Source organism: Binatus sp. (SeqCode), assembly GCF_036522015.1.
Classification (GTDB): domain Bacteria; phylum Desulfobacterota; class Binatia; order Binatales; family Binataceae; genus Binatus.
On sequence record NZ_DATDGQ010000199.1, the window covers coordinates 1 to 11,640 of the forward strand.

General features: G+C 59.9%; 16 protein-coding genes. 10 read left to right on the forward strand and 6 right to left on the reverse strand.

Annotation, left to right across the window (positions count from 1 at the left end; all coding sequences use genetic code 11):
- The 8 genes from VIW95_RS08575 to VIW95_RS08610 form a co-directional block, all read left to right on the forward strand.
- Nucleotides 1-328: hypothetical protein (locus VIW95_RS08575; RefSeq protein WP_331585395.1), on the forward strand; the 328-nt coding region annotated here is incomplete at its 5' end.
- Between the two features lie 13 nt (nucleotides 329-341).
- Complete coding sequence (locus VIW95_RS08580) at nucleotides 342-629, forward strand: hypothetical protein (protein ID WP_331585397.1); 288 nt, start codon at nucleotides 342-344, stop codon at nucleotides 627-629.
- A 74-nt stretch (nucleotides 630-703) separates the two neighbouring features.
- On the forward strand, nucleotides 704-1,024 hold the full coding sequence (locus VIW95_RS08585) for a cytochrome c (RefSeq protein ID WP_331585399.1): 321 nt from the start codon (nucleotides 704-706) through the stop codon (nucleotides 1,022-1,024).
- Between the two features lie 4 nt (nucleotides 1,025-1,028).
- Nucleotides 1,029-2,948 (forward strand): FAD-dependent oxidoreductase, encoded by a 1,920-nt coding sequence (locus VIW95_RS08590; RefSeq protein ID WP_331585401.1) that lies wholly within the window; start codon nucleotides 1,029-1,031, stop codon nucleotides 2,946-2,948.
- The gene (locus VIW95_RS08595; RefSeq protein WP_331585403.1) at nucleotides 2,948-3,409 is read left to right on the forward strand and encodes a ubiquinol-cytochrome c reductase iron-sulfur subunit; all 462 of its coding nucleotides are present in this window, start codon (nucleotides 2,948-2,950) and stop codon (nucleotides 3,407-3,409) included. The genes VIW95_RS08590 and VIW95_RS08595 overlap by 1 nt, the downstream gene beginning before the upstream one ends.
- A gap of 2 nt (nucleotides 3,410-3,411) precedes the next feature.
- A complete protein-coding gene (locus tag VIW95_RS08600) occupies nucleotides 3,412-4,713 on the forward strand; it encodes a cytochrome b (protein ID WP_331585405.1) in 1,302 nt (433 codons plus the stop codon).
- A 1-nt stretch (nucleotide 4,714) separates the two neighbouring features.
- Complete coding sequence (locus tag VIW95_RS08605) at nucleotides 4,715-5,659, forward strand: hypothetical protein (RefSeq protein WP_331585407.1); 945 nt, start codon at nucleotides 4,715-4,717, stop codon at nucleotides 5,657-5,659.
- Between the two features lie 23 nt (nucleotides 5,660-5,682).
- Nucleotides 5,683-6,108: a c-type cytochrome gene (locus VIW95_RS08610; protein WP_331585409.1), complete on the forward strand. Its 426-nt coding sequence runs from the start codon at nucleotides 5,683-5,685 to the stop codon at nucleotides 6,106-6,108.
- 1 nt (nucleotide 6,109) lies between these two features.
- On the opposite strand, the gene VIW95_RS08615 is transcribed toward VIW95_RS08610, so the two are convergent.
- From VIW95_RS08615 to VIW95_RS08625, 3 genes are read right to left on the reverse strand one after another with little or no spacing between them, the layout of a single operon-like run.
- A complete protein-coding gene (locus VIW95_RS08615) occupies nucleotides 6,110-6,643 on the reverse strand; it encodes a nitroreductase/quinone reductase family protein (RefSeq protein WP_331585411.1) in 534 nt (177 codons plus the stop codon).
- A gap of 15 nt (nucleotides 6,644-6,658) precedes the next feature.
- Entirely contained in the window at nucleotides 6,659-8,290 is a 1,632-nt protein-coding gene (locus VIW95_RS08620) for an AAA family ATPase (RefSeq protein WP_331585413.1), read from the reverse strand.
- 28 nt (nucleotides 8,291-8,318) lie between these two features.
- Complete coding sequence (locus tag VIW95_RS08625; protein ID WP_331585415.1) at nucleotides 8,319-9,134, reverse strand: universal stress protein; 816 nt, start codon at nucleotides 9,132-9,134, stop codon at nucleotides 8,319-8,321.
- A 14-nt stretch (nucleotides 9,135-9,148) separates the two neighbouring features.
- On the opposite strand from VIW95_RS08625, the gene VIW95_RS08630 reads away from it, so the two are divergent.
- Together VIW95_RS08630 and VIW95_RS08635 are read left to right on the forward strand one after the other, a co-directional pair.
- Nucleotides 9,149-9,775: a CBS domain-containing protein gene (locus tag VIW95_RS08630; RefSeq protein ID WP_331585417.1), complete on the forward strand. Its 627-nt coding sequence runs from the start codon at nucleotides 9,149-9,151 to the stop codon at nucleotides 9,773-9,775.
- A gap of 58 nt (nucleotides 9,776-9,833) precedes the next feature.
- Nucleotides 9,834-10,220, forward strand: coding sequence for a CBS domain-containing protein (locus tag VIW95_RS08635; protein WP_331585419.1), 387 nt, complete (start codon nucleotides 9,834-9,836; stop codon nucleotides 10,218-10,220).
- An 11-nt stretch (nucleotides 10,221-10,231) separates the two neighbouring features.
- Here the strand turns inward: VIW95_RS08635 and VIW95_RS08640 are convergent, their stop codons facing one another.
- The 3 genes from VIW95_RS08640 to VIW95_RS08650 all read right to left on the reverse strand — a co-directional run.
- Entirely contained in the window at nucleotides 10,232-10,618 is a 387-nt protein-coding gene (locus VIW95_RS08640) for a cytochrome c (protein WP_331585421.1), read from the reverse strand.
- A 37-nt stretch (nucleotides 10,619-10,655) separates the two neighbouring features.
- On the reverse strand, nucleotides 10,656-11,078 hold the full coding sequence (locus VIW95_RS08645) for a CBS domain-containing protein (RefSeq protein WP_331585423.1): 423 nt from the start codon (nucleotides 11,076-11,078) through the stop codon (nucleotides 10,656-10,658).
- A gap of 22 nt (nucleotides 11,079-11,100) precedes the next feature.
- Nucleotides 11,101-11,640: acetyl-CoA hydrolase/transferase C-terminal domain-containing protein (locus VIW95_RS08650; protein ID WP_331585425.1), on the reverse strand; the 540-nt coding region annotated here is incomplete at its 5' end.

Consider the following 11,640-nt stretch of genomic DNA (forward strand, 5'->3'; position numbering starts at 1 on the left):
GCTGGTGCGCTACTCGGGCGTCAATCAGCGCGGCGTTTCGACCGCCGACATCCAAGGCGCCACCGGTGTCGGCCTGGGCGGTACGCAGGTGGGACTGGTCCCCGATTTCGGCATCAACGGGTCACCGGCAACGTACGCGCCGCATTCGCGCGAAGTGGCGCTAGCGCTCGACTACTGGATCGCGCCGTCAATCGTCTGGCAGAACGAATTCGATATCGAGTTGCCGCGTGCAGGAGGAGTATTCGTCTCGCCAACGGGCGCGGAGACGCCTGCGGGTGCAATCCCGAATGATCACGCCTTCCTTAGTCAGTTCACGATTGGATTTTAGGGGGGGAATGATCATGAAAAAAATATTCGCGGCAATCGCCCTTGCGACCCTCGTGATTGGATCGGCAGGCTCTCGTGCGTCGGCTCAGGGACAGGACAATATGTCGCCGGCCGAGCACAAGCGTCTGTTCCGCGAAGGCGCCAAGCTCTGGCCGATATACTGCAACACCTGTCATAACGCGCGCCCGGGATCGGAGAAGGCGCCTTACGAGTGGGACATGATCATCATGCACATGCGGACGCTCGGGAACTTTCCCCAGGAAGATACCCAGGCCATTTTGGAATACCTCAAAGCCCGCTGAGTCGGACGTGACGAGCAAACTGTGAAACGGAGGACGTTGTGAATCGAGTCATTTCAACCTTGGGAGCGTGCGCGATGGTAGCATGTGCGTTTGCTCCGGTGCGCGCAGCCGACATGGCCGCCGCCAAGACTAACTACGATACGTTTTGCGTGAAGTGCCACGGCCCAGGCGGCAAGGGCGATGGTCCCGCCGCGGCCACACTGTCCACCAGCCCGCGCAATTTCACTGACTGTGCCGCGATGGGCAAGATTTCCGACGATACGATGTTCAATGTGATCAAGAACGGCGGCGCGGCCGCCGGTCTCAGTAAAGACATGCAGGCGTGGAGCTCAGGCTTCGAGGACGGTGAGATGCACGACCTCGTCGCGTACATCAGGACCTTCTGCAAGAAGTAGCGCGATGACCGATGGAAATTCGATCGACGCGACGCCGCGCGACTTGTGGTGGTTCCGCAAGAACGTGCCGTGCCTCGATGCGTGCCCGGTCAAGACGGATGCGGGCCGCTATGTTCAGCTGATCGCGGAAGGACGCCTGGCGGAAGCGTACCGCGTCGCGCGCTCGCCGAATCCGATCGCTTCGATATGCGGGCGCGCTTGCGGTGCTCCATGCGAGGACGCATGCCGCCGCGGCAAAATTGACGCGCCCGTGACGATTCGCGCACTCAAGCGGTTTCTAACCGAGCAATTCGGTCCCGAAGCGCTCTCGTCCAAGGGAGTGCGCGAGATGATTGCGGGACCGTCGGGCGGCGGCAGCACAACTCCTGGTCATATCGACTTTCCCGGAGCGCGACCGGACGCCGGCGGGTCGAAGCGCAAAGTCGCGGTCGTCGGCGCGGGGCCGGCTGGGCTCGCGTGCGCAAACGATCTGGCGCTGATGGGCTACAGCGTGACGGTTTTCGAAGCGATGGAACATGCGGGCGGGATGCTTCGATACGGAATTCCCGCGTACCGGCTGCCGCGCGACGTGATCGATTGCCAGGTCCGCGAGATCGAAGAGCTTGGCGTCGAGTTTCGCTACTCGACGCCGCTTCGTGCGGGCTTCGGAGTTCGCGAGCTGAAGGAGCAGGGCTACGAAGCAATCTTTCTCGCCGTTGGCGCGTCGCGCGGGCGCGCAGTGCCGATCGAAGGCAGCGATGCCGACGGCGTGATCAAAGCGATCGACTACCTGCTCAACATCAATCGCGGCTACCGCGTTCCGCTCGGCGGCAAAGTAGTCGTGATCGGCGGCGGACTCGTCGCGATCGATGCGGCGCGAACCGCGGTTCGAGCCTTGGTGCCGGGCCTCGTCATGTCCGAAGAAGAAGAGAAGAGCGTCGAGGCCGGATCGATGCGTGTGGCGTTGGATGCGGCGCGCGAAGCGGCGCGGCACGGCGCACTCGAAGTTACGGTCGCGAGTCTCGAATCCGGTGCCGAGATGCCAGCGATGAAATCCGCGCAGGGCCGCGAGGAGCTAGACATCGCGCGCGAAGAAGGCGTCACCTTCATGCCCGGCTGGGGGCCGAAGCGAGTCATCATCCGCGACGGTCACGCAGTCGGAATCGAACTGGTGAAATGCGTCAAGGTTTTCGACGAAGCGGGGCGCTTTCGTCCGCAGTTCGACGAGAACGATAAACGGGTCGTTGACGCCGACGCAGTGATCCTCGCGATCGGGCAGGCGCCGGACCTGTCGTTCGTCACGCCCGAAGACGGAGTCACGATCACGCCGGCGGGAACCCTCAAGATCGATCCAATCACGCTCGAAACCGGCATCGCGGGAGTATTCGCAGGTGGCGATGCGGCCTTTCCGCCGTCGCTGCTGATCACATGCGCACAGCACGGCAAGGTCGCGGCGCGCGGTATCGACGCTTATCTGCGCGGCAAGCCGCTCGGCCAGCCGCGGATGCAGGTCACGATCGAGGAGCTCCCGACCGACACCTACAAGATGGTTGATAAATACGAGCAGAAGCATCGCGACATCCCGCTGGTGCCGCTCTCGCGCCGCACCGGAATCACCGAGGTCGAGTCCACGTTCACTGCCGACGATGCGCGCGAGCAGGCCGAGCGATGTCTCTACTGCCATATCCATCCGATTTACGACGGCGCGAAATGCATCCTGTGCAATCGATGCGTGGACATCTGCCCCGAGCATTGCCTGCATTTCACGCTTGCGGGAGAGATTGCCGATCAAGAGCAGGTTGCAGGTGTGATGGCGGACGCGCAGATGCGTAGTGCCTTCCTCTACGACGAGGCGAAGTGCATCCGATGCGGGCTGTGCGCGACGCGGTGCCCAACCTCGGCGATTACGATGGAGCGTTTTCAGTTCGAGGAAACGGCTGGCTGATGGACCGTGATCGGCGAAAGATTCTGCGCTACATCGGCAAGGGATCAGTGTTGGCAGCGTTTCTTGCGCAGATCGGCGCTGCCGGCCGGGCCTTTTTCCCTAACGTGCTATACGAGCCGCCAAGCCGCTTCAAACTCAAGAAGCCCGATGATTACCCCGACGGCTACACCCTCGACGAAGCGCATCGGCTGTATGTGATCCGTCAGAAAGATGCGTTCCACGTGATCTCCGCGATCTGCACCCACCTCGGATGCAACGTGCAGTGGCGCGACACCGAGTTCGACTGCCCCTGCCATGGCAGCCGCTTCCGTCCCGACGGCACGGTGATTTCAGGACCCGCGCCGCGTCCACTCGATTGGTTTGCGACGACGGTTTCGCCCGACGGGTATCTGGACGTGGATAGCGCGAGCGACGTCGCGCGCAACTTCAGGTTGGTCATCGGCGGCAAAGGCAAGGCCTAGCGATGGGCGGCAAGATCAAAGCGATCTGGCGCAAGACTTCGTGGGCGTGGTCGCCGGAAAGCGATCGCGAATCGTCCGAAGCGATCGTCAAGAACTTCTGGCTCCACTGGTTCCCGGCAAAAGTCGCGCGCGCCAGCATGGACTGGAACTACTCGTTCTGGCTCGGCACCGCGTCAGCGTCGCTGCTGCTTATCCTGACGGTCACTGGCGTGATGCTGATGTTCTTTTACGTGCCATCCACCGAGCGCGCGTACGGCAGCATCAAGGACTTGCAGTACGCCGTCAGCTTCGGCCGCATCCTGAGAAATCAGCATCGATGGGCGGCGGAGGGAATGGTCGCCGTGGTGTATATCCACATGGCGCGAGTGTTCTTCACTGGCGCGTACCGCGGCGATCGAGCGATCAACTGGGTGGTCGGCGTCGTACTTTTTCTCGCGACGTTGTTCCTGTCGTTCACCGGCTACTTGCTGCCGTGGGACCAGCTCGCGTTCTGGGCAATCACGGTCGGGACCAGTATCGCGAAGCAGGCGCCATTCGTCGGCCCGACGATCCAATTCCTGCTGCTTGGCGGCCATGAGATTGGACAGCAGACGCTGCTGCGGTTCTACGTGCTGCACGTTTTCTTCCTGCCGGTCTTCGTGTGGGTGCTGTTCGCCTATCACATGTGGCGCGTCCGTAAGGACGGCGGGCTGGCGGCGGTCGAGCGCGTGCGCAACGCGCGCGTGATGGTGCCGAAGGCGACGCCGAAGACGAAGAGCTACTCGCTCTTCGGAATTACGCCGGGCACTTCTGTGCAGGTGATGAGCTCGACGGGACTCGAAGAGTCCGACCAGGTGTTCTCGTCGCCGAATATGTCGCGGCGAATTGCGCTGGTGTTCCTGGTCGTGTTCAACCTCACGCTGTTGGCCGCGATCCTGTTCAACGCACCGCTTGAGGGTCTCGCGAATCCGTCGGTGACGCCGAATCCCGCCAAAGCGCCGTGGTATTTCGTCTGGCTTCAAGAGCTGGTCGCGTCAACGACCGTTCGTTTCGGCGATTTCACTGTCAGCGGCGCGTTGTTGGGCGGAATACTGCTGCCGGGATTTCTGCTTGGAGTGCTGACGCTGTGGCCGTGGCTCGATCGCTCGCCGCAGCGCGCAGAAGGTCGATGGCTTGCGCCCGAGCGCAAACGGCAGAACGCGACGTTCGCTGTCGCGACGCTCGCGATCATCATCTTGATCATGGTCGGGGTTTATTTGCGCGGTCCCTACTGGCGGATTTACTGGCCCGGCCAGGCGCGCCCCGAGACACCGCGACTCTACTGACATGGCCGACAAGAACGAATCGTTCGAGACGAAGGACTTCGGCTGGCTGGTCGCGATGTCGCTCTTGTTCCTGGCGCTGGTCGCGGTCTGCTTCTGGCTTGAGTTCAGAACTGAATGGGGACCGTATCAGCGGCAGTTTCCACAATTGCTTGGTCATTACGGCAAGGGACAGGAAGCGCGCGACTTCCGGCCGGGTATTCAGCAGATCTGGATTCCCAAGATAGGCGTGACCGACCGCTGCATCACCTGCCATCTTGGCTACGAATGGTCTTCGGTTCTTCCCGCAACGATCACGGAGCCGTTGAAGCCGCATCCGACGAACGACTGGATGACGAAGCATGAGTTCGCGAAATTCGGATGCACGCCATGTCACGGCGGCGACGGCGCGGCGACGACTGTCGTAGGAGCGCCTCACGGCGGACGCGGATGGGAAGATCCGATGCTCTCGAACGCGCTCGCGGAGCAAAACGGGCTGACGATGAACGAGATGATCCAGATGCGATGCAACTTTTGCCATCGCCACGATGCGGCCACACCAGGCATGGACGAGATCAATCTCGCCAAGGTGCTTTTCAAGAAGAAAAAGTGCCTGCTCTGCCACGTCGTCGAAGCGCGCGGCGGCGCCACCGGACCCGAACTGACCTACGAGGGCGATCGGAATCCCGAATTGCTGAATTTCGCGCACCTGACCGGCGAGCATACGATGTTCAACTGGAACGTGCAGCATCTGACGAAGGCGAGCGCGGTTTCGCCGAACACCACCATGCCCGATTTCAATTTCAAGCCCGAGGAATCGAGAGCGTTGACGCTCATGCTCATGAGCTGGCGGCGGCTGACCTACCCGCCGGAATATATTCCCGATCCCGAAGTGGCTGCGGCCGCGATGCAACCGTCGCCAACGTCAACGGCGACTCCCACTCCCGGCGCGACGCCTGTTGCGCATTGAGCATTTCGATTAATGGTGAATCTATGAAGCCAAAAGTGATGGGACTACTTTTTTCGCTGGGCGTCGTGCTGGCTGTCGCGCAACCTGCGATATCGGCCGGTGATGATGTGGCTGACGGGCATCGTTATTTCGTCCGCTATTGCGCGTCATGCCATGGCACAGACGGGCTCGGAGACGGGCCAGTAGCTAAGACCCTGGTCACGCCACCGGCAAATCTGCGCAAGCTGGGCGATAAATACGGAATGCCGCTGCCGGCGCATAAGATTGCCGAGTTCATCGACGGTCGCGATACGCCGCGAGCGCACGGAAATCACGAGATGCCGGTGTGGGGAGAGAAACTCTATGAGATGGGCGCGGGGGAGCGTGGCGAGTACGGGATCGGTGAAGTGATCGGGAAAATAATCGCGTACCTCAACACGATTCAGGATCGTCGAACGGCGATGCGCTAGATCACTCCGTGACGACGCGGAACACGGGATAGCGCGCAGCCACCTTCTCGAACTCCGCGAGCGGCGCGTCACGGCTGACATCGAAGTGCGGGCGGGCGCCTGGCGCCACTTGCAGATAAGCTTTGAGGATTGGCGCGCGCTGCGACACCGGCACATCCTCAAGCCTCACCTCTTCCGTTATTCCATGGCGTAGCACGGCGGACCCCGCGCTGGCGTGTGCGTTGCGTACCCAGTCGGCGTTCTCGCCCAGCATCGACACCAGGTAGCGCTCGGTGCCGACGCGCGCCACGACCAGCTGGACCAGGGAAGCTCGCCCACTTCGGCGCCCTCTAGTTTCCAGGGCAACCAACAGTGCCGGAAAAACACCGCGCGCCGTTAGCCACGCCTGTGCGGAGTTGAGACGTCTGGTGAATGCGGCAGGTCTGCCGCCGGGATAGAAAAGCGCCCTGTACCACGAGTGCGGCAACGTCCACGGCAGGGTAAAGAAAACCACCGAGGCACATAGTACCGCTCCTGCTGGAAGATACGGACTCATTGGTTGCCCGGTATCTTAAGTCGCTACCAAGTGCTCGAGTGCGTCCTCGATTTCGGCGACCAGACGTTCGCGCTCTCTTGTGGTATCGAGGCGTAGGTGGTTTCGCGGCTGAATCTCGTGTATCGGCTGGAACTCCGCGCGCTGCCTTCGGTGCACCTCCGGCGTGGCGTCTGACACTTCATTTTGTGCCGATCCGCGACGTTCCAATCTGCGTATCGCTTCTTCTTCACTGACAACACATTCGACGAAGAGCACAGGCACCTGGTGCCGGGTCGCGAGAGCAAGCGCGAGTTGACGGTCGGCAGACGCCTTGAAGGTAGCGTCGAGAATTGCTCCACAGCCGCTGCGAATGAGGCTCTCCGCTTCGGCCAGCATCGTGTCGTAGGTGATTTTCGTAAACCTGTCGGAATATATGTTCGCGCCATAGTCGGTAAAAGAGTGCTCATGTGCGGGGACCGCTGCCAGGCGCTTACGGACGCGATCAGAGTTGATCACTTTGAAACCCTTGCGATGCTGAAGAATACGCGCGACGGTCGATTTGCCCGAACCCGAAAGTCCGCATACCACGATCAGAGCCGGCGACCTACATGACGCGTAGCGCGACGCCAGCTCGAAGTAGCTACTTGCGAGTTGACGGGCGCGTTCTCTTTCCGCGGCACCCACCTCGCGCTCGAGGCTTTTCAGACTCTCGACTTTGCCACGCACGCATGCGCGATAGCACTTGTAGAAAGGAACGAATACCCCGAGGTCCTCATCACCACTTACTTCGGCATAGACTTCAACCAGCTCGTCGGCGAGCCGAGACGCGCCAAGTCGGTCGAGATCCATGGCGAGAAATGCGATCTCGGAAGCAGCGTCGCAGTAGCGCAGCCGCTCGCTGAACTCGACGCAATCGATCACATCAATTTCGTTACGATCAAAGCAGATATGTTCGGCGCGCAAGTCGCCGTGGCCTTCGCGGACACGCCCTTCGTATGCTCGCTCATTGAGCGCTCTCCAGTGACTATTGACGAACGCGCGGCAGAAAGCGTCGATGGCAGTGAACTGGTCTTTGCTAAGGGTGTGACTGACGAAATCCTTGTTTTGTGCGATGTCCTCGATGATATCGCGCCAGATCGACAAGGCTGATCCGTAGGTCCATCCACGACTCGATGGGGCGGTCGCGTGAAACTTCGCGATGCGTATCGCAATCGCACGAATCGTGGCGCTGTCGGCATGACCCGAGGCGATAAGCCTGTCCAGCATTCGGTCTTCGGGCAGGCGTCGCATCTTGACCGTGTACTCGACGGCATCGGAATGCTCCGCGGTTACCTCGGGTCCGAGCACGAAGGAGTCTCCACGTTTAAGAATTGCGAACACGCCAAGGTAGACACGCGGTGATAGCCGCGCGTTCAGACGTACCTCCTCGCAGCAGTAGTGGAATCGCTGGGCGAGCTGGGAACAATCCAAAAATTCGAAATGAACTGGCTTCTTCAGCTTGTAGACGTGGTCGCCGGCGAGGAACACGTATGATATGTGCGTCTGCTTGAGTTCGACGTGTCCCGGAGAAGCCGGATAGAAACCCAGCCGCATCATCGCTTCGACCAGCGGCGGGACGCCGCCAGCTCGAAGGTCGTCCGGCTTCGGCGTTCTGCGTCCTTGCGTCATTTCGCCGATCTCCACGAAGTGCTCCCAGCTACTCGCGGTGCTCGGCCTGCGTCAGCGCCTCGAGCACATCGTCAGTAGTTATCACGCCGACGAGCTTGCCCTCCTCCACCACCGGCAGCGCTCCAATCTTCCGCTCACGCAGCAGACGTGCAGCCTCCAAAATATGGGTGCAGGGCGTCACGGTTATCAGCGGCTCGCTCATCGCCTTGTACGCCTCGGTTTGATCGAGGTAACCGGTATGCTGGCGGATGTCGCGGTCGGTGACGATTCCGACTGGAGCGACATCACCCAGGATCGGCACGCATCGAAAGTTTCCGGCGTGCATGTTTGCCGCGATAGAAGCGAGCTTCTCGTGCGGAGTCGCCGTGACCGGGTTTTTCGTCATCCAGGTGGCGACCATGTCGTTCTGGGTCGGAGTGCAACGCACGGTCAGGACGGGGCAAGTGGATTCGCGTAGGACGACTTCGGCGATGCTGCCAAGGAAAAACCGCTTGAAGCCGCGGCGCCCATGCGTGGCCATGACGACCAAATCGGCCTTCGTTCTCTTTTCGGCATTTAAGATGGTACCCGCCGGCTCGCCTGTATGGATCAGGAGTTCGTACTTGAGCCCGCCCAGCTGTTTGTGCGCGATCTCGAGCAGCTTGGTGCGAGCAGCCTCTTCCTGCCCCTTGTAGAGCTCCGAATAGACCGGCAATCCGGTCGCCGTGATGATCATCGGTACCACGTGCAAGACAAACACAGTGCCGTTGCTGTCGCGTGCGAGGTCGGCGGCAGTATCGAGCGCCTTCATCGAGTTATCGTCGAAATCCACCGGACATAGGATTCTGCGGAATTTCTGTTCCATAAAGTGCTCCCTCGTTGTCACGTCTCACCCTCATAGCCAATGCCGTGCCATGGCTCGGGATCCAGATTCGCCTCTCGGAATTTCGTATTGAACGGCAGACAAGCGGCGATCTGTATCCGATCGCGCCACTCAGAAAGGTTGATGGAGCCAAATGGCACCCTTCAATGGGGGCCTTCTTCCTGAAGGTCACAAAATTAATGGCAAGCGATTTGCAGACTCAGCAACTGAGGCTTTTGGAGGACAAACAGATGCAGATCGTCAATCTGATGACTTCGGACCCGATTACGATTGATCAACACGACACGCTGTCGAAGGCGAAGACCATCATGGACGCCGGCCGCTTCAGGCGCTTGCCGGTGATGGATGATGGGCGCCTCGTCGGCATCGTGACCGAGCGCGACTTGCGCGAATACACCGGTTACTTGGAATCGACACGAGTGACCGCAGCGATGCGCACTCCGCTCATCACCGTCACGCCGTACAACACGGTAGAAGACGCGGCCCTCCTGATGCTGAAGCACAAGATCGGCGGACTGCCGATTGTCTCGGACGGCACGCTGGTCGGCATCGTCACCACGACAGATCTGCTGAAAGCCTTCCTGAACGTCGTCAAGGCAACCAGCGAGATCGTGCAGAGATGAACCCAGCCACGCGAGGAGATCAGACGACCCTCATAGCGGATTTCACAGGAGGCAATTTATGTTCATCCGGGAGTGCATGACGAAAAATCCAGTTACGATTGAGCCGGGCGATACCCTGGCGCGCGCCGATGCCAAAATGAAGGCAGGGGGATTTCGGCGGCTACCAGTCGTACTGAAAGGCGAACTGATCGGCATCGTGAGTGAGTACGACCTGCGACGTTACCCTGACTTTTTAGAGTCGACTCTGGTTTTGGTGGCAATGACGCCCGATCCTGTCACGGTCTCACCTTCGGCAACGCTCGAACATGCAGTAGCCTTACTCAAGGGAAACGAGATTGGCGCGCTGCCCGTGGTTGACCACGGGCGCCTCGTCGGCATCATCACGGCAAGCAATCTCTGGTTCCCAGAGCCCCGACCGTTGCCGGAATGGGAGAAAAGAAGCTAACTGCCTCCGCGTCACTTCCGCTGGAGGCTCTCGACATATCGCGCCATCGATTCGATTCTCTTCTTCACCTCAGCATCGCTTTCGGGCGTGAACTCCTCACCCGGCTTTTGAAGTGTGGTCCCGAGAAAAGGCATCTGAAGGCGCTCATGCGACGGTATATTCTTGCGGCCGTCGATCGTATCCACGACCTCATCGAAGGGAAACTTTCCGCCATTCTTCTTCGCGAGTTGGGTGAGATCCGATGGTGGCGGATTCATCGGAATGGTCTGCAGTGATGGGCCGTTCCCTTTACCATCAGAACCATGGCACTCGGCGCAATAAGTCTCGTAATCCTGTTTTCCCGACTGAGCTGCAGCGTGCCCGGTGGTAAATGCAAGCGCTATGATCAGCAGCAGCAATGCACTAAGCCTAAGCCGAAGTCTGGTAAGCATCGCTTTACTGCTCTCGGCGCGCGATGAGCGCGACAAAGTCTCCCTCGGTCAAGATGCCGACCAAGCGTCCATTTTCGACCACAGGAAGACAGCCGATCTTTCGCTCCGTAAGGAGTTTCGCGGCCTCGACCAGTGGAGCATCTGGTTTGATCGTGACCACATCGGTGGCCATCACATCTTTGACCGCGAGCGTGTCGAGAATCTTCCGCTGAGCGTGCCTGCCATAGCCGAGCGCCTGCGCGAGCGCGTCGCGAAAGAGATCGCGCTGAGTCACAATACCGGCGAGGCTCTGACCATCATCATCGAGAACAGGCAAATGGCGAACCCGCCCCAGGCGCATGATGTCGTCAGCCAACGTGAGTTTGTCGTTGCGTTTGAGAGTGGTCGGATCGCCCGTCATCACATCGCGAACTTTCAGTTCTTTCATACTCGCTTTCTCCAATATCAGTTTACAAATAACCCAATTGCCGAGCGCCGAAACGAAGTTCTTCGCGAAATTTTGGATGAGCTATTGCAATCAGTGCCTCCGCTCTTTGCGCGGTCGATTTGCCGATAAGGCAAGCCACCCCATATTCGGTAACGACATACTGGGTGTCAGTTCTTGGATCGGTGGTGGGTCCGTCGACCTTTGGCACGATGCGCGAGATGGTGCCATTGCCCGCGGTCGAGTACGCGGCGAGAATCGATTTGCCGCCCTTGGATAGCTGAGCGCCGCGCACGAAGTCCAACTGGCCGCCCGGGGCACTGTATTGCTTGCCCATGATCGCTTCGGAGTTGACCTCGCCGTCAAGCCCGACCTCGAGAAACGCGCTGATCGAGACTACAAGATCATTCTGTCCGATGACGCTCGGGTCGTTCACGTAATCGACGGGGCGGGCCTCCATGCTCGAGTTGTCGTTTAGAAATTCGTAAAAAGACTCATCGCCGGCAGCCAGCGTATAGACGTTCTTGTACCGATTCAGATTCTTATATTTGTTCGTGACGGCGCC

Bases quoted from the DNA above. Each gene is read 5' to 3' on its own strand.
- VIW95_RS08580 (WP_331585397.1), top strand. From the start codon at position 342: ATGAAAAAAATATTCGCGGCAATCGCCCTTGCGACCCTCGTGATTGGA.
- VIW95_RS08585 (WP_331585399.1), top strand. From the start codon at position 704: ATGGTAGCATGTGCGTTTGCTCCGGTGCGCGCAGCCGACATGGCCGCC.
- VIW95_RS08590 (WP_331585401.1), top strand. From the start codon at position 1,029: ATGACCGATGGAAATTCGATCGACGCGACGCCGCGCGACTTGTGGTGG.
- VIW95_RS08595 (WP_331585403.1), top strand. From the start codon at position 2,948: ATGGACCGTGATCGGCGAAAGATTCTGCGCTACATCGGCAAGGGATCA.
- VIW95_RS08600 (WP_331585405.1), top strand. From the start codon at position 3,412: ATGGGCGGCAAGATCAAAGCGATCTGGCGCAAGACTTCGTGGGCGTGG.
- VIW95_RS08605 (WP_331585407.1), top strand. From the start codon at position 4,715: ATGGCCGACAAGAACGAATCGTTCGAGACGAAGGACTTCGGCTGGCTG.
- VIW95_RS08610 (WP_331585409.1), top strand. From the start codon at position 5,683: ATGAAGCCAAAAGTGATGGGACTACTTTTTTCGCTGGGCGTCGTGCTG.
- VIW95_RS08615 (WP_331585411.1), bottom strand. From the start codon at position 6,643: ATGAGTCCGTATCTTCCAGCAGGAGCGGTACTATGTGCCTCGGTGGTT.
- VIW95_RS08620 (WP_331585413.1), bottom strand. From the start codon at position 8,290: ATGACGCAAGGACGCAGAACGCCGAAGCCGGACGACCTTCGAGCTGGC.
- VIW95_RS08625 (WP_331585415.1), bottom strand. From the start codon at position 9,134: ATGGAACAGAAATTCCGCAGAATCCTATGTCCGGTGGATTTCGACGAT.
- VIW95_RS08635 (WP_331585419.1), top strand. From the start codon at position 9,834: ATGTTCATCCGGGAGTGCATGACGAAAAATCCAGTTACGATTGAGCCG.
- VIW95_RS08645 (WP_331585423.1), bottom strand. From the start codon at position 11,078: ATGAAAGAACTGAAAGTTCGCGATGTGATGACGGGCGATCCGACCACT.